The 16,740-nt window shown below is 64.7% G+C and carries 14 protein-coding genes; 7 read left to right on the forward strand and 7 right to left on the reverse strand.

Annotated elements, in window-relative coordinates; translation table 11 throughout:
- Window positions 1-81: 81 nt before the first annotated feature.
- A complete protein-coding gene (locus QMX83_RS13560) occupies window positions 82-1,935 on the forward strand; it encodes an XVIPCD domain-containing protein (protein ID WP_282297166.1) in 1,854 nt (617 codons plus the stop codon).
- Window positions 1,936-1,972: 37 nt separating this feature from the next.
- Here the strand turns inward: QMX83_RS13560 and betT are convergent, their stop codons facing one another.
- Window positions 1,973-3,949 (reverse strand): choline BCCT transporter BetT, encoded by a 1,977-nt coding sequence (gene betT / locus QMX83_RS13565; RefSeq protein WP_282297167.1) that lies wholly within the window; start codon window positions 3,947-3,949, stop codon window positions 1,973-1,975.
- Window positions 3,950-3,996: 47 nt separating this feature from the next.
- Window positions 3,997-5,067, reverse strand: a complete 1,071-nt coding sequence (locus QMX83_RS13570) for a hypothetical protein (protein WP_282297168.1) — start codon at window positions 5,065-5,067, stop codon at window positions 3,997-3,999.
- Window positions 5,068-5,259: 192 nt separating this feature from the next.
- On the opposite strand from QMX83_RS13570, the gene QMX83_RS13575 reads away from it, so the two are divergent.
- The 3 genes from QMX83_RS13575 to QMX83_RS13585 all read left to right on the forward strand — a co-directional run bounded on the left by QMX83_RS13575 (window position 5,260) and on the right by QMX83_RS13585 (window position 8,720).
- Complete coding sequence (locus QMX83_RS13575) at window positions 5,260-6,567, forward strand: chloride channel protein (protein ID WP_282297169.1); 1,308 nt, start codon at window positions 5,260-5,262, stop codon at window positions 6,565-6,567.
- Window positions 6,568-6,667: 100 nt separating this feature from the next.
- Window positions 6,668-8,173, forward strand: coding sequence for an MFS transporter (locus QMX83_RS13580; RefSeq protein WP_336618962.1), 1,506 nt, complete (start codon window positions 6,668-6,670; stop codon window positions 8,171-8,173).
- Between the two features lie 4 nt (window positions 8,174-8,177).
- On the forward strand, window positions 8,178-8,720 hold the full coding sequence (locus QMX83_RS13585) for a TetR/AcrR family transcriptional regulator (RefSeq protein ID WP_282297171.1): 543 nt from the start codon (window positions 8,178-8,180) through the stop codon (window positions 8,718-8,720).
- A gap of 152 nt (window positions 8,721-8,872) precedes the next feature.
- On the opposite strand, the gene QMX83_RS13590 is transcribed toward QMX83_RS13585, so the two are convergent.
- The 4 genes from QMX83_RS13590 to QMX83_RS13605 form a co-directional block, all read right to left on the reverse strand.
- Window positions 8,873-9,454, reverse strand: a complete 582-nt coding sequence (locus QMX83_RS13590; RefSeq protein WP_282297172.1) for a hypothetical protein — start codon at window positions 9,452-9,454, stop codon at window positions 8,873-8,875.
- A gap of 119 nt (window positions 9,455-9,573) precedes the next feature.
- Window positions 9,574-10,956, reverse strand: a complete 1,383-nt coding sequence (locus tag QMX83_RS13595) for a c-type cytochrome (RefSeq protein WP_282297173.1) — start codon at window positions 10,954-10,956, stop codon at window positions 9,574-9,576.
- Window positions 10,957-10,966: 10 nt separating this feature from the next.
- Window positions 10,967-12,742 carry a GMC family oxidoreductase gene (locus QMX83_RS13600; protein ID WP_282297174.1) on the reverse strand — a complete coding sequence of 592 codons (1,776 nt, stop codon included), beginning with the start codon at window positions 12,740-12,742 and terminating at the stop codon, window positions 10,967-10,969.
- Window positions 12,743-12,747: 5 nt separating this feature from the next.
- Entirely contained in the window at window positions 12,748-13,473 is a 726-nt protein-coding gene (locus QMX83_RS13605) for a gluconate 2-dehydrogenase subunit 3 family protein (protein ID WP_282297175.1), read from the reverse strand.
- A 187-nt stretch (window positions 13,474-13,660) separates the two neighbouring features.
- Between QMX83_RS13605 and QMX83_RS13610 the strand changes: the two genes are divergently transcribed.
- The 3 genes from QMX83_RS13610 (at window position 13,661) to QMX83_RS13620 (ending at window position 16,341) form a co-directional block, all read left to right on the forward strand.
- Complete coding sequence (locus tag QMX83_RS13610) at window positions 13,661-14,575, forward strand: LysR family transcriptional regulator (RefSeq protein ID WP_282297176.1); 915 nt, start codon at window positions 13,661-13,663, stop codon at window positions 14,573-14,575.
- A 19-nt stretch (window positions 14,576-14,594) separates the two neighbouring features.
- Window positions 14,595-15,959, forward strand: a complete 1,365-nt coding sequence (locus tag QMX83_RS13615) for a S41 family peptidase (RefSeq protein WP_282297177.1) — start codon at window positions 14,595-14,597, stop codon at window positions 15,957-15,959.
- A 91-nt stretch (window positions 15,960-16,050) separates the two neighbouring features.
- On the forward strand, window positions 16,051-16,341 hold the full coding sequence (locus QMX83_RS13620; RefSeq protein WP_282297178.1) for a putative quinol monooxygenase: 291 nt from the start codon (window positions 16,051-16,053) through the stop codon (window positions 16,339-16,341).
- A 29-nt stretch (window positions 16,342-16,370) separates the two neighbouring features.
- Here the strand turns inward: QMX83_RS13620 and QMX83_RS13625 are convergent, their stop codons facing one another.
- Complete coding sequence (locus QMX83_RS13625; protein WP_282297179.1) at window positions 16,371-16,562, reverse strand: hypothetical protein; 192 nt, start codon at window positions 16,560-16,562, stop codon at window positions 16,371-16,373.
- Window positions 16,563-16,740 lie beyond the last annotated feature (178 nt).

Below are 16,740 nucleotides of genomic sequence, written 5' to 3' on the forward strand. Positions count from 1 at the left end.
CCACTGCATGTGTCAATGATTTGACACATGCAGTGGCGACGGCAGTTTATACTCGGGTCGTCTGTAGCAAATGGAAGTGACATGAACGACCCGACACGGAAGGAGGGCGCGTCTGCTGACGCGGCCGCGCGCAACGCCGCCGACGTAGCCTTCGATCCGACTTACACCTCATCCAACTCCGAAATTCACGGCAAGGTCGGCCGCACGTCGGTCAGTGCCACGCCCGGCGACGGTGTCGTGAAGGTCACCCAGGAGGCCCGGCAACAGGGCGCAGGCCCCGCAGGTGGTCCATTCCGGGCCACCACGCTGGGTGCCAGTGAAATCAGGGCGGACGGTCGCGTTCAGTACCAGCTCGAGATGGAGACGGTTGCGGGTCAACGTCTGAATGGCGGCATCGTGGAGTCGACCCAAACCGAGGGCCTGCGTGGCCGCTACCGGGTCAGCCTTCCCGAGGGCGATGGCACCGATCCGACCCGCATCAACCCCTTCGATCCGCAGAGCCTGCCAAAGGGAAGCAGCGTCACCCTGGACGCACAATCGTTCAGCGGAACCGCGCTGTCCGGCACGTTCCGTCGTATTGCGGTCGACCACAAGCTGACCGAGGCCGAAGGTGCCAGCTTCCGTGTGGATCGGCTGGATGATGGTCGCGTGCGTGTTACCACGGGCCCCAATAGTGCCGTAGAGGCCTTCAATGGTCTTGGTTTCTCTGTGCGTGGCATTACTGCGATCGCAGGGCGTCAGGATGCGATGGGCCAGTCCAGTGTGCGCACCGCCACCTTTGATCTGGCCGAGGCGGACGGTCGCTCGGCCTATCAGCAGTTCGTGGCCAATGGCGCGCTGGATTCGAAAACGCCAGGGATGTCCGATGTGGCCACGGTCGTGCGGCTGGGCGCGAGCTCGCAGGTGCGCCTGAAGGTCGAGTTGGGTTCCGTGTTCGGGGTGGACGCAGCCGGTGCACGCAACAGCAATGATGTGATCCAGGTCCGCCGCGACGACGGCAGCTACACGGAACTGAGCAAACTGCACTTCAGCGACAATGTACCGATTACCCGGGTTGCTGAGTACGGAATCGACGGTCAGGAACTGCGTGATCAGAGGCGCTACGAGCTCACCTTCGACCTGCGCCAGCATGAGCAGGGCAGGCAGATTGCCGGCAATCTCAATGCCGCGCTGACAGGTGATACCAGTCGTTTGCTGCGCTCACCGGTCAGGGAGGGCGAGCTCAATACCGTCAGCTTCAGTGAAGAGCAGCTGCGCTCGATGATGGAGCGCACCCAGCAGATGGTGCAGGACAACCCGATGCTCGGGCCGCGCTGGCAGTTGCTGGTGAAGGATGGCAAGGGCGCACTGCAGACCGATGTGGATGACTATGCGGGATCGCTGGCGCGCAACCAAGGGCTGTCCGAGCATGGCATGGCCGAGCATATGTTCCGGATTGCAACGGCCGACAAGCAGGCCGGTGCGCAGAAGATCGATGCCACGGTGGACGGGGCGCATCTGCGTGATCTGCCGCCGCCGTCGCCACTGGTGCCGGTCAATGACCCGCGCCAGCCCAGCAGCGCTGATCATCCCCTCTGGCTGCAGACCCAGGAAGCCGTCTCACGCCTGGACGCCAGTCTTGGCCGTCAGCCGGACCAGAGCACCGATCGCCTGAGCATGGCACTGCTGGTCGTGGCCAAGGACAAGGGCATGTGCCGGATCGACGAGGCCGTGTTGAGCGACGACGCGCGTTACGCGTTCGCGGTGCAGGGTGAGCCGCACGCGGCAGACCGGCAGATTGCCCGGACCGAGACCGCGCAGGCCGTGGCCACGCCGGTGGAAGCGCATCTGCAGGCGCTGGAAGGTGTGAATCAGCGGCTCGCGGACAGTGCGCAGGCGCAGCAGCAGGAAACCCAGGTGCAGGAGCAGGCGGTGTCCAAAGCGATGGGACGTTAAAAAGGGGGCCGCATTGCGGCCCCTTTTTCGTTTCGTATCAGCGCACCCGGTCGAGGAACTGGCGGTGGCGTTCGTACTGGTCCAGCACGTCGTGGATCAGCTGCACCTGGGTCCAGCCCATCACGTCGTAGTCCTGACCACCTTCACGCAGGTAAACCTCTGCCCGGTAGTACTGAGTGCCTTCCTTCACCGGCCGACGCGGATCCTGCAGGGCGAAGGTCGGCGCGGCATAGGGCTGCGGCCGCACGGAGTAGAAGAAGTCCATCTCTTCGCCGTGGCCGACCTGCAGCCAGGCGCGCCCGTCTTCGCCATGCGTGACCTGCACTGGCAGCTCCTGCTTGCGAAGTTCGGTGGCGACATCCTGTAGTGCCGGCAGCACTTTCTGCTGGATGAAGCCGGTGACCTCGATCTTGAGCGGATTGTGCGCCAGCAGCTTCAAGCGGGCCTTCCAGTCGTCGCTGGTACCCGGCAGAATGCGGGCCTCGCGCAGAATCGAGCGCTTGGTGGCATCCAGGTGCATGGCCTTGAGCAGGCCCCAGCACATCAGGGTCATCACCACGGTAAAGGGCAGGGCACTGGCAATGGTGGCCGCCTGCAGTGATTCCAGTCCGCCTGCAATCAGCAGGGCAATGGCCAGTGCGCCGACCAGCAAGGCCCAGAAGATGCGCTGCCAGAGCGGTGATTCCTCCTCGCCTTTCGAGGTGAGCATGTCGATCACCAGTGCGCCCGAGTCCGCCGAGGTGATGAAGAACAGTGCCACCAGCAGCACCGCCAGCGACGACGTGAGCAACGTCAGGGGCAGGTGCTCAAGGAACTCAAACAGGGCAATGGAGCTGTCGGTGGCGACGGCTTCGACCAGATGGTGGACCCCTTCGCCCCGGACCATGTCCAGTGCGGTGTTGCCATAGATCGTCATCCACAGGAAGGTGAAGCCCACCGGTACCAGCAGTACGCCGACGGTGAACTCGCGCACGGTGCGGCCGCGCGAAATGCGGGCGATGAACATGCCCACGAACGGTGACCACGCAATCCACCAGCCCCAGTAGAACAAAGTCCAGCCGCCCAGCCAGCCGGTCGGCTCGTAGGCATACAGATTGAAGGTCATGGAGAACAGCTGCGACACATACATGCCGGTGTTCTGCACCAGCGTCTGCATCAGGTGCGCGGTGGGTCCGCAGACCAGCACGAACGCCAGCAGCGCCGCGGCCAGAATCATGTTCAGCTCGGACAGACGACGCACGCCGCTGTCCAGCCCTGCCACCACCGAGCCGGTGGCGACCAGGGTAATGGCGATGATCAGACCCACCTGGGTCAGGGTGGTCACCTCCCAGCCGAACAGATAGTTCAGGCCGGCGTTGATCTGCATCACCCCCAGGCCCAGCGAGGTAGCCAGACCAAAGATGGTGCCCAGTGCGGCAAAGGTGTCCACTGCGTGCCCGATGGGCCCGTGGATGCGCTCGCCTATCAGCGGATACAGCGCTGAGCGCACCCGCAGCGGCAGGTTGTGGCGGTACGCGAAGTAGGCCAGCGACAGCGCTACCACCGCGTAGATCGCCCAGGCGTGGATGCCCCAGTGGAAGAAGGTGATGCGCATGGCCTGCTTGGCGGCCTCGGCGGTTTCCGGCGCACCCACCGGCGGTGTGGCGTAATGCATGATCGGCTCGGCCACGCCGAAGAACATCAGGCCGATGCCCATGCCAGCGGCGAACAGCATCGCAAACCAGCTGCCATAGCTGTAGTCGGGGGTGCTGTGGTCCGGCCCCAGCTTGAGCTGGCCGAAGCGGCTGAGCGCAACGCCGACCACGAAGACCAGAAAGCCGGCGACGGAAAGAATGGTGAACCAGCCTGCATCATTGGCCGCCCAGGTCTTGGCGGTGGTGAACCACGATGTGGCCAGTTCTGGAGCGAGCGCCGCCAGTGCAAGCAGGGCAATGACGATGGCGGCGGTGGGAATGAACACCTGCGGCAGAATCCGCTGGCGAACGGGGGGATGGTGCGGAGCGGTGCTCTGCATGGGTTCCTCCGTGGAAACGAGTCGGGTGGTGAGCGTCCTTCAGACAGTCAGAAGTAGAAGCCGATGTTGACGTTGAGGCGGGAGTGCCAGCGCGAGGGGCCCCCGTTGTCGATGCCGATGCCTTCGCCACCGGCGAACCACATGTCCTTGCCGGCGATCCAGTCAACGTAGGTGAGCATGATGCCTTTGCCGAAGCTGCAGCCGGTGACGTTCTGCCAGGAATCGCGCACTCCGTCGCTATGGCCGACCGGGCGGGTCATGCTGAGGTTGTTGTAGCAGGTCACATCGTCCAGCCAGCGGCTCTCGCCGAAGGAATAGGCGATGTTGGCGCTGGGCACGTCGGCCTGTGCGGCAATCTCGAACGGGGCCTCGAACGCGGAGAGTGCAATACGCTGTTCGGGAATGTCGTAACGATAGCGGGCCCATTGCAGCTGCGCGGTCCAGCCGTCGCGCTTCCACTGAGCATGGACGGCGGCACCTTGATGACCATGATGGTGGCGGGTGTGGGTGTTCTGCACCTTGCCGGCAAAGCCAGATGCACCGATCAGAAGTTCACCGTTGTTCCAGTCCAGTGCTTTTTCGACACGCGCATGCACCCGCCCGCGTTCGCGGTAGGGCAGGGCGTCGGTCTGTGCGACGTCGAATGAGTAGCGGTCGTAGCGTGCGCCAATGCCGTATTCGTCACCGGTGAAGTAGCCGGCATGCCATGTGGTGTCACCCTGCTGGTGCGTGACCACCACGCCCGGGTCGTAGTCGTCCTCGATGCCGAGGTAGTAGCCGGAACCGAACCAGAAGCTCTGTGACACCGTAGGCAACAGACCAAACGGCACCTGCTGGATACCTAGCTTGATGTCGGTGCTGTCATTGAACTTCGCACCCACGTAGGCGTGATGGACGGCGTCAAAGCCGTCGTACCAGCGGTACTGCGCCGAGAAGAACATCGGGCCGCTACCGCCTTTTACATCGGCACGCAGCAGTTCCAGTTGCAGTCCACTGGTGGGGCCATAATCGAGCCACCCGTAGTTGAAGCGGACTGCGCCGCCGGCATGGAAATACGGCTCGGCGTCTTGTTTTACGGGGTTTTCTGCGGATTGAGCGGCAAACGGAGTGCCTGCCATTGCCGCGACGAAAAGAAAGGGAAATGCTCGCACGATTGCGTCCCTTGCCTCCATTTTGCGAATGAAAGCGATCAAGTCTAGCTTCATTCATGTGATGAGTCCAAACACGGCACAGTGTTTCGCCTGATTGGGTGCGGATATCCGCCAGACTTTCACCTCATCATTGCGCATTCAGCTGTCACACTTTCACGCATGATTGATCTGCATCGCATGCGTCAGCGGCTAGCGGCCCTTGTCTTCAGCGAAGCGTGGCGACGTCGCGCGGCGCTGTGGGGTGGGGCAGTGGTGGTTGCGCTGGTGGCGATTGTGTTTGCCAAGGCCAGCGATGCGGCGTTTCACGTATTTCAGCGCATCATCGCGCACTCGCCGTACTGGGCCTTGCTGCTTACGCCGGGCATCTTCGCGTTGCTGGCGTGGCTCACGGCGGGCGCCCTGCTTCCGACGCGTGGCAGTGGCATCCCGCAGGTGATCGCCGCGCTGGATAAGCCCGATGAGGAATTTCGCAGGGTCAACCTGTCGCCTGCCGTATCCGCAGGAAAGTTGCTGCTGACTTCGCTTTCGCTGCTGGGCGGCGCATCGGTCGGTCGTGAGGGTCCGACCGTGCATGTGGGTGCCAGCCTGATGTACCTGTTCGGACGCTGGTTCGGGTTTCGTGACCCGCGCGAGCTCTCGCACTTTCTGCTGGCGGGTGGCGCGGCTGGCATCGCGGCGGCGTTCAACACGCCGTTGGCCGGAATTGTGTTCGCGATCGAAGAACTGAGTGGTCGCTTTGAACATCGCTTCTCGGGCACGTTGCTGACGGCGGTGATCGTGGGTGGCGTGGTGTCGCTCGGTCTGTTGGGGAACTACACCTACTTTGGTCATGTGACCGCGCGCCTGCCGTTGGGGCAGGGCTGGGTGGCCATTCTGTTATGCGGCGTGGTGGCAGGACTGCTGGGCGGACTCTTTGCCCGGGCGGTGCTGTTGACCGTGGCCGGCCGTCCGCGTTGGCTGGGTGCATTGCGAGAGCGCCATCCGGTGATGCTGGCCGCCGGATGCGGGCTGGTGGTGGTGCTGCTGGCGCTAGGCTTTGGCGAAGGTGCATTCGGCACCGGCTATGAGCAGGCGCGCAGCCTGGTTCAAGGCCAGGCCGTGGTCGGGCATGAGTTTGGCCTGATGAAGCTCCTGGCGAATCTGGCTTCTTATGTGGCGGGTATTCCAGGCGGCCTGTTCTCGCCGGCGCTGGCCGTGGGAGCAGGCATCGGCCACAACCTGGCCGCGCTGATGCCGGCGGTGGACCCGCGTGCGTTCGTGCTGCTGGGCATGTGTGCCTATCTCACCGGGGTGACCCAGGCACCGCTGACCTCGGCGGTGATCTCGCTGGAACTGACCGACAGCGGCGATCTGCTGTTGCCCATCCTGGCCACTGTGCTGATTGCGCGCGGTGTCTCTGGTCTGGTGTGCCGGGTGCCGATCTACCGCGGCCTGGCCGACCAACTGACGGCTCCTCGCCAATCCTGAACCCCGCAAACCCCCGACAATCCTGAATCCCGTAGAGCCGGGCTCTGCCCGGCTGCTCTTGATACGCCAAACTATACAGGACATCCGGTATAGTAATGGCATGAGCCCCATGACCCAAACCCGCCGCTGGCTTCTCCTCCTCACCGTGGCCGGCGGCCTGCTCCTGGTGACCCTCGACAACTCCGTGCTGTACACGGCCTTGCCGACGTTGACCGAGGCCCTCGGAGCCAGCGCAAGCCAGTCGCTATGGATCATCAACGCGTACCCGCTGGTAATGGCCGGCCTGTTGCTCGGCGCGGGCACGTTGGGTGACCGCATCGGCCACCGGCGCATGTTCCTGATAGGGCAGGTGCTGTTCGGTGTCGCCTCATTGGCCGCCGCTTTCTCGGCGACGGCCGAGCAATTGATTGCGGCGCGAGCTTTCCTGGCCGTTGGCGCAGCCGCGATGATGCCGGCTACCCTGGCGTTGATCGGCCTCACCTTTCAGGACCCACGCGAGCGCAACTTCGCCATTGCGATCTGGGGCTCGGTCGCACTGATCGGCGCGGCACTCGGGCCGATCATTGGCGGCCTGCTGCTGCAGCATTTCTGGTGGGGCGCCGTGTTTTTGATCAATGTGCCGGTGGTGCTGCTGACACTGCCGGCCACGCTGTGGCTGGCTCCAAACGGAGTGCGTGATACCACGCGTCCTTGGGATCTGCCGTCCTCGTTGCTGGCGCTGGTGACGCTGTCGGGCCTGGTGCTGGCGATCAAGTCGTTGATTGCCACGCCGGTGTCCGCAGTGACCGGCAGCGTGGCGTTCGCGGTAGCGGTGGCCGGTGGGTGGGCGTTTGTGCGCCGGCAGGGACGGTTGTCCTATCCGCTGCTGGACTTCGGCATCTTCCGCAACCCCACCTTCCTGGCTGGCACGCTGTCGGCGATTGTCACCTTGTTCGCTCTGGCGGGGCTGCAGCTGCTGACCACCCAGCGTTTCCAGCTGGTGGCCGGATTCACGCCGCTCCACGCAGGCCTGCTGGTGTCGGTGGCCGCGCTGGGAGCCTTGCCGAGCGCATTGCTGGGCGGTGGGTTCCTGCACCGGGTTGGGTTCCGTCCCTTGATCAGCGGAGGACTCGCCTGCGCGGCTGCTGGCGTTGCGCTGGTGGCCGTGGGATTCCAGCACGGCCTGCCGTGGGTGATTGCAGGTATGGCCCTGACCGGCGTCGGTACCGGCGCGGCGATCTCGGTCGCGTCCACCGCGATCATTGGCAATGTGCCGGCGTATCGCGTGGGCATGGCATCGTCAGTTGAGGAAGTGGCTTACGAGTTCGGCGGACTGTTCGCGGTGGCCTTGCTGGGCAGTCTGGGTGCGGCGCTGTACGGCATGAGTCTGCCGGCGGACCCGACCATTCCCGAGGCGGCCAGGCAGGGGCTGGTACAGGCGCTGCACCTGGCGCAGGTGGAAGGTGCCGGGAGTTGGCTGAGCACGGCGCGTCATGCCTACGACGCCAGCTACCACTGGGGTCTGTGGGTGATCGTCGGCGTGCTGGTGGCGGGTGCTGCGGTGACCGGGCGACTGCTACGTGGCGATGCCGGGCATCCCGTGGCCGCCATGAATCCCGTACATTGAGCCGATGAGAACCAGCAACCGCACCCGCATCCTGGAAGCCGCCGTCCGCGTGATCAACCGTGACGGCGTGCGCGGCGTCACCTTTGAATCGGTATCGGCCGAATCGGGTCTGACCCGTGGCGGCCTGCTGTACCACTTCCCCTCGCGTGAGGCGCTGCTGCAGGGCATCGACGCGCATCTGGTGCAGACGTGGGAAGCGCAGATGGAGGCGCTGGCGGGCAAGCCGGCGGACCAGACCACGCAGCACGAGCGCTACCAGGCCTTCATCCGGGTTTCGGCGATGAGCGCCACCCGCGCCGAGTTGATGTTCATGCTGGAATCCGTGCCACCCGATGCGGAGCGCGCGCCGTGGTCGGATGCGATGGCACGCTGGGCACCGGGGGTGCCGAAGGCGGGGGATGAAAGCCCGGAAGCGCTCGACGCGTTTGTTGCGCGGTTGGCGGCGGATGGGTTGTGGATCTATGAGGCGATGTATGGCGGAAAGCTGGATGCTGATACGCGCGATCGCGTGGTCGCACGTCTCGAGGCTCTGCTGGCAGAACGGTAGGGTCGGACGACACCGTACCGATGAACGCGTCGCCACGCGCCCTGGCAATGAACCGCCGACGCAATGGTAGAGGCGGTCGCAAGACGCCTGCCGATAACCTTGATCGGTGCTTTAACGCATGGACCCCGCCGGGCTGACCGCTCCGATTGAGGTCATGCCCCACCGGACGATGCACCGTTATCGGCCGTCGACTGTCGTGCGACGCTACCGGCTCCCATTCCTACCGCGCGGGTCAGGCCGACCTTGATGCACAAATACAGGGTAAGTGCCACCAGGCCTGCCAGGCACATCAGCGGTCCCAGCCAGTCCCGCAGGTAGTCTCGGCCGCTCAGGACGTTGTACACATCGAGCACCATCACACCCACGGTTGCGACGACCATGACACCCAATACGCGTGCGGAGTAGGTGGCGGTACGACCGTAAGGGTGCTTCCAGAACTGCCATCCCGCCCACAAGCCGAGCGCAATCAGAGCAGCCCCGGTGATCACCGCATACACCACGCCGTAGGACAGCGGAACCGTCAGCACCAGAAGGCCAAGAAACCCGAATGGGGGCAGCGCAGACAACAACATCAATGCAGGTAGATGGCGGACCCGATCGGTGCGGCTCGAGGTGTGGCGGCGCATCAGAACGGCACCGATGACCAGGGCGATCCAGATCAGCAGCGGGCCGGCAATAAACAACGAAAAGAAGCCCCGGAAATCCGAAGCGACCGCCGGAGCGGCGGTCGTCATCAGGGCCAAGGTCAGCAGAATGCGCGGGGTTCGGTCCTTGAACATGCGGGGTCAACGGTCCATGACGGTGTGAACCGTTGAGTTTACGCGGTCCTTCGCCGGACGCGCATGGCGCGTCCCTACGGGGCGTCGGCGGATTCGGCGGCGGTGGGGTCGTGGGCGTCCTTTCGGGCCTTGGCTTCATCCTCCAGATGCTTGCGCACCACCGCCGACTGCTTCGCCGTCACCGGACCAGCCTTGTTGCCGAATTCCTGGCGGATATAGGTCGCCAGCTGGGCGATTTCCTCATCGCTCAGGCGATCAGCAAACCCGGGCATGCCGAGGTTGGACGGCCGCTTGGCGGTGGACGGCAGCTCACTGCCATGCAACAGCAAACGGATCACCGAGGTCGGATCGTCGGCCAGCACGGTCGGATTGCCGGCGACCCTGGGGAAGACGTCCTTGTAACCCTTGGCATCGGTACGATGGCAGGCGGCGCAGTTGTCCACGAACAGCTCGGCACCGCGGCTGTCATTGATGCCAGCCTGCAGCTTCTTGGCCGTGGCATCACTCACCGCGTACGACGAAGGATCATGCGAGGCCGCCGGCAGCTGCTTCAGATACGCCGCCATCGCCCGCAGGTCTTCTTCGGTCAGGTGCTGGGTGCTGTGGCGGACCACGTCGGCCATGGGGGTGCCCACGACAGCGGTGTGCGCATTGCGCCCGGTCTGCAGCGTCTCGACGATGTCCTGCGCGCTCCAGCGGCCCAGGCCGTCGGCCTCGTTGCCGCGCAGGTTCACCGCGTTCCAGCCGTCGATGATCTGGCCACCGCTCAGATAGGCCTCGCCCGATTCGTCCAGTGCCTTTTCCTGCAGGGCAAAGCCGCGCGGGGTATGGCAGCTGCCGCAATGACCCAGGCCCTGCACCAGATACGCGCCCCGGGCGAGCAACGGATCGCCATACTTGCTGGCGTCGAAGGCCACCGCGTCTGCATCCGGTGCGAAGGTCTTGCGCCAGATCGCCAGCGGCCAGCGCATCGACATCGGCCACGGAATCTCCGCCGGCCGGTTGGCTTCGTTGACCGGCGCGATGTCGCCGTGCAGGAAGTACGCGTGCAGGGCGCGCACGTCGTCGTCGCTGATGCGCGCATACGAGGGGTAGGGCATCGCCGGGTAAAGCGTGCGACCGTCCGGGGTGATGCCGTGGCGCACGGCGCGGTCGAAATCATCCAGCGAGTACGCACCGATGCCGGTGGTCTTGTCCGGGGTGATGTTGGTGCTGTAGATGTTGCCCAGCGGTGAGGCCACCGGCAGTCCGCCCGCGAACGGCTTGCCGCCAGGTCGGGTGTGACAGGCCGTGCAGTCGCCCGCGGCGGCCAGATAGCGGCCGCGTTCGATCAGGGCCGCGTCGGGGGCGGGGCCATCGGCCAGCACGCGGGTCTTGGTGGGGATGAAGGCATAGGCCAGTGCCGCCAGCAGCACCAGCACGGCAATCACCACGATCCAGAGGAGCAGCTTTTTCATTGGCGTCTCCTCAAGCCTGGACCAGCGGGCCCGGGTCGGGCAGGTACTTTTCACGAATGGCCGTGGCCGCCCAGTACGCCAAACCGCCCACCAGCCCGGTCGGGTTGTAGCCGTTGTTCTGCGGGAACGCATTGGCCCCGATCACGAACACGTTCGACACGTCCCAGCTCTGCAGGTAGCGGTTCAGGGCCGAGGTCTTCGGGTCGGCACCCATGATCGCGCCGCCACAGGTGTGCGTGCTCTGGTACTTGGTGATGTTGTAGCGCTCGCCGTCTTTCTTTGCGTCGCCGCTCATCGACAGCGGGTTGAGCACCTTGCTCATTTCCAGGGCTTTGCCCACGAAGAACTGCGAGGCCTTGATCTCGTTGGGATGCCAGTCGAAGGTCATGCGCAGCAGCGGTCGGCCGAAGCTGTCCTTGTAGGTGGGGTCCAGACTCAGGTAGTGCTGGCGGTAGGCCATGCACGCGCCCTGGACTTCGTAGTAGAAGTTATGGCGGAAGTTGTCGGCGGCTGCCTTCTTCCACTGCGCGCCCCAGGCCGGCGTACCGGAGGGCACATTGATGCCGCGCACCGGACCGGCACCCGGCTGGCGGGCCCAGACCAGGCCGCCACCGACGAAGCCAGCCTTGGCGTTGTCCAGCTGGTTGCCGTTGAGGTCGTCCATCGTCGTGCCTGCGCCACCAATGCCGATGAAGCCATTGGCCTGCACGTCCTTGTCGAAGAACAGCACCACGCGGTTGAGGTTCTGGTACGAATAGTTGCGGCCTACCGTGCCGGTATTGGATTCCGGATCGTAGGGCTGGCCGATGCCCGAAAGCAGCATCAGGTGCACGTTGTACAGCTGGAACGCGCACAGCAGCACCAGGTCGGCCGGCTGTTCGATTTCACGACCCTGCGCGTCCAGATAGGTCACGCCGGTCGCCTTCTTGCCAGTGCTGTCCAGATTGACCTTGAGCACCTGCGAATGGGTACGCAGTTCGAACTTCGGGCGCTGGCGCAGCACCGGCAGGATGCACGCGTTCGGGCTGGCCTTGGAGTAGTTCAGGCAGCCGTAGTCGCTGCAGAAGCCGCAGGCGTTGCACGGGCCCAGCTGGCAGCCGTAGGGGTTCACATAGGGACCGGACGCGTTGGAGGCCGGAATGGGGTAGGGATGCCAGCCCATTTCCTTGGCCGCCTTGTAGAACTGCTCGCCGCCGAGATAGTTCGGATTTGGGCCCAGCGGATACTCGGCCGAGCGCGAGCCTTCGAACGGGTTGCCGCCTTCCTGGACCACGCCGTTGATCACACCGGCCTTGCCGGAGGTGCCGCACACCAGTTCGAACATGTGCAGGTGAGGTTCCAGTTCGGCATAGGTGACCGGGAAATCCTGGATGGTCATGTCGGCCGGGATGAAGTTCTTGCCGTAGCGCTGTTCCACATTGCTACGCAGGACCATGTCTTCCGGCAGCGGGCGGAAGTGCGCGCCCGACCAGTGGCTGCCGGCACCGCCGACGCCCGTGCCTGGTTTGAACGAGCCCATCTGGCGATACGGCACGGCCGTATCGGAAGGCTTATGACGGATGGTGACCGTTTCCTGCGACAGACTCTGCAGGTAACGGCGATGCACCGAGCCTTCCAGCTCATCGACCACCTTGGGATAGGCGAAGTCCGGTTGCGTGTCGCGGTCGCCGCCGCGCTCCAGCGCGACCACGTTCAAGCCAGCGTCGGTGAGTTCCTTGGCCAGGATCGCCCCGGTCCAGCCCATGCCGACGATGACCGCGTCGACCTTCGGTTTCGTGATTGCCATTCGTATCAGCCCCTGCGCCCTGCCAGATCCACCGGTCCCAACGGGTACGCCTTGTCGCGCACCCCGATCCAGTCCAGATAGTCCGCGCGCATGCCCGGGTAGCCGATCATCTTCCAGGCCCCCATGTTGCGGTTGGCACCGTACTTGGGATCGGCGAAGTAGCCGTTCTTCACCTCACCCAGCAGGTTGGAGAAGAACAGCTTGCTGGAAATGCCTTCCAGCTCCAGCTTGCCGCCCTCGGCGGCCTTGAGCAGGGTTTCCTGCTGGGCGTGGTCCAGCTCGGCAAAGGTTTTGCCGTCGAACGCCTTGCGGCAGTGGGCATCAAATGCCCCCAGGCCGATCTTGATGATCTCGCGCAGGGCCAGCTTGCCCTGATAGCCGAACTCACTGGGGGCTTCCAGGAACGGCCCCTGCATGTACCAGATCGCGCCGGCGGCGTAGGGCGTCTGCATGTGGCGGTCGAGGAACTCAGGCACGCCCGATTCCACTGCGCCAGGGCCTGTCTCATCGGCCGGGATCAGCCGGTCGCAGATTGCGGTGACGCAGGTCCACTCGGCGGCGCTGAAGTACTGCGGGGTGTAATCCGGGGCCGGGCCGGCCTGTGCGGGTTCCGCGGTGGTCGGCGTGGGGCCGCAACCGGGCAGGGCCGCGGCAACGGGAATCAGGGTCAAACCCTGGAAAAAACGCCGGCGGCTGAGCGTCGGCCCGCCTTTGGCTGCATCGTCTGTCATTGTCTGGCTACCTGGAGGGTGGCTGGTGCGCAGCATGGCGCGAGTCCTGTCGCGACCGCGTGCGCATTCACGGCGGTGTTGCCAACCTTTCCCCGGCGGGCATGAATGGCCACATTGTGTGGATGCGCGACTGTTTCCGGAATGGCAATATCGGAAAGGTACTCTTGCCTTGAAGGAAACAAACCCTGTGATCGAGGACCTTGGAGAATTGCGGACCTTCGACCGGATCGTGCGGGGCGGCAGTCTCTCGGCCGCCGCCCGCGAGCTGCGGGTGTCGCTCGCGGTGGTGAGCAAGCGGCTGACCGCGCTGGAACGACGGCTGCAGGTCCGCCTGCTCAATCGCAGCACGCGGCGCGCCTCGTTGACCGACGAAGGCGTGCTGTTCCACGAACATTGCTGCCGGGTGCTGGAAGCGGTGGATGCCGCCGAGGCGGCGCTTGAGCAGCGCCAGGACGTGGTGGCCGGGGTGCTAAAGCTCACCGCACCGAACGGTTTCGGGCGTCGCCATGTGGTCCCCGCTGTACGCAGCTTCCAGCGGGCGCACCCGGGCGTGCGGGTGCACCTTTCGTTACGCGACGAACTGGTGGACCTGGTCGGCGAGGGGGTCGAACTGGCCCTTCGCTACGGCGCGCTCGATGACTCGCGGCTGGTGGCGCGCGAGCTGGCTCCCAATCGACGCATTCTGTGTGCCGCACCGGAGTACCTGCGGCGCCGAGGCATCCCGCGCAGCATTGACGATCTGCGCGGGCATGACCTGATTGCCTCCGGCAGCCCGCCGGTCTCCCAGTGGATGTTCGCCGGTGCCGACGGCACCGTGGCGTTCCCGCTGGAGGCCAGCACCCTGTGTGATGACGGTGATGCCGCCCAGGTGCTGGCGGTGCAGGGCGCGGGCATTGCCCGCAAGTCGATCTGGGATGTAGCCGAAGATCTGGATTCCGGTCGACTGGTGGAGGTGCTGCCCGATTTCGCGCTGGCCACTTCGCCGCTCAGTGCGGTGCATGGGCCGGGGCGGCAGTTGGCCCCTCGGGTGCGCGTGTTTCTGGAGCACATGGTGCAGCAGCTGCGAAACTCGGTGGCGTGGCGTTACGCTATTGCTCAGTGAATCCACGGATGGGACAAGGGTGCGAATCAAGACGGCACTGATCTGGGTGGCCGGCGCCTTGCTGGTTGTTGTAGGAGGGGCAGCCAGCTGGATTGCTGTCAAGATGGACAAGCCCTGGCGCGAGGGTATCCAGGACATCGGGGGCGACTGCACGCGCTCATTTACCGCGTCACCGGTAACAGCGCATGGCGCGACCATCACCGTGGACGCCAGTCCCGAGAGCTGTGGGTATGGCTTTGCGGTGCAGCGCGATATCAGCCGCGTCGCGCATTACATGCTTGAAGTGAACAAAGGCGCGCTGCAGGCGGGCGAGATGCAGGTATCGGTGACGGCGTACGACGGCCACCGCAAGCTCGACCGCAACTTTCGCACGCTTGAGGCACCCGAGGATCTGTCAGGCCTGAGCCTGCCTATCGACGTGCCTGCCAGCACACGATTGATCGAGATGCGTTTTGTCGGTCGCAAAGGCGCTCGATTCGCTGTCGAGGGCGTAAGGCTCGTTCCTCGGGAAAACCTGGCTCAACCCGGTATCACCGGTGTTGTCCTCTATGACGAGGCCATGGAGGTCATCCAGTCCAACGCCTTCAATGCAGATCAACTGCCATCTGATTTCCGTGAGCGCTGGCGGCCGGCGGCAGATGCAACGCCCGGCGAAGCGCGCAGCGCGATCAAACAGGTCCTCCGTGCGCTGGGAGATCGACACAGCTTCCTGATCGACCCGGCACGCCAGGCTGACATGCCACATGTTGCACGGGCCACCTTTGTCGCGCCACAGTGGGAGATGCTGGAGCCCGGCATTGGGTACATTGCGATTCCGGGTATTCAAGCTGGCGATCGTGCGCTGCGCGACCGTTACCGTGACGCGGTGCTGGACGCGTTGCGAGCGGGGCACGCGCAGGGCGTGCGCGGCTGGCTGGTGGATCTGCGCGGGAATGGCGGCGGCATCATGTGGCCCATGCTGGCCGGGCTGGAACCCTTGCTGCGCGGGCAGACAACGGGCTATTTCCTGCGCACCGACGGTAGCCGCGATGCATGGCCGAACAACACAACGGCTGCGTCGGCGGACGCCCCTGACCTGGGTCAGCTGCCAGTGGCGGTGCTGACCTCGGGTCGCACCGCCAGTTCGGGCGAGGCTGTGGTGATGGCCTTCCGGGGCAGGGCCAACACCCGCAGCTTCGGTGCACCGACCAAGGGCGTGCCCACTGCCAACGCAGGCCACCGGCTCGCTGATGGCACGATACTGCAACTGACCGGGGCTCTGTTCGTAGATCGAAACGGGAAGGGCGATGGCACGTCAGTAGTGCCGGATGAGTCAGTGCGCGAACTGGGTGTAGGTGACCGTACCCGACAGGCTGCCGTGGAATGGCTGCGTCAACAGCGTTAGTGCTGCGCGTGAGGCTGTGTGAATGCGTGATGGATTGATCGTCACCTTTGTACGGCGCATGATCGGACTTCGCACTTGAGGCAGACACTCCATGTACGGACTGATTGGCAAGATGAATATCGCGCCCGGCCAGCGTGACGCAGTCATTGCGATACTGCTGGAGGGCACGGGCGAGATGCCCGGCTGTCGCAGCTACATCGTGGCGCGTGATCCCGTTGACGCGGATGCCGTCTGGATTACCGAGGTATGGGACAGCGCGGAACTGCACCGTGCATCGTTGGCGCTGCCGGGTGTCCAAGACGCCATTGCGCGGGCCAGGCCTTTCATCACCGGGTTTGGTGAGCGGTTTGAGACGGAGCCTGTTGGTGGGCAAGGGCTGTAAGTTGTGGAGCAGCCGGGCAGAGCCCGGCTCTACGCGACTTTGTCGAGGATCATGGCGACCGAGCAGCAGCCGGCCATGAACAACACCAACGCTGCGCCCCAACCGGGCGGCAACCCACCACGTCGGCGCAGGCACAGCTTGAGCAGGCCCACTATGCCGACGGGCACTGCCAGTACGAAGCCCAGGGCGAGCCAGATCTGTGTGTCCAATCCCAGCAGCATGGTGATTCCCCTCGCTTGTGCGACGCCTTGATGGTGGCGGGGCATAGGGGACTGCACCTTGATCCGGATCAAACCGGTAGCGGGGGGGGGGGGGGGGGGGGGGGGGGGGGGGGGGGGGGGGGGCGGCCGGGGCGCGCGGCGGGGGTGGTTTGGCCAGACTCCGCCCCCCCGCCCCCCG

This window comes from Stenotrophomonas sp. PS02289 (genome assembly GCF_029960115.1).
Classification (GTDB): domain Bacteria; phylum Pseudomonadota; class Gammaproteobacteria; order Xanthomonadales; family Xanthomonadaceae; genus Stenotrophomonas.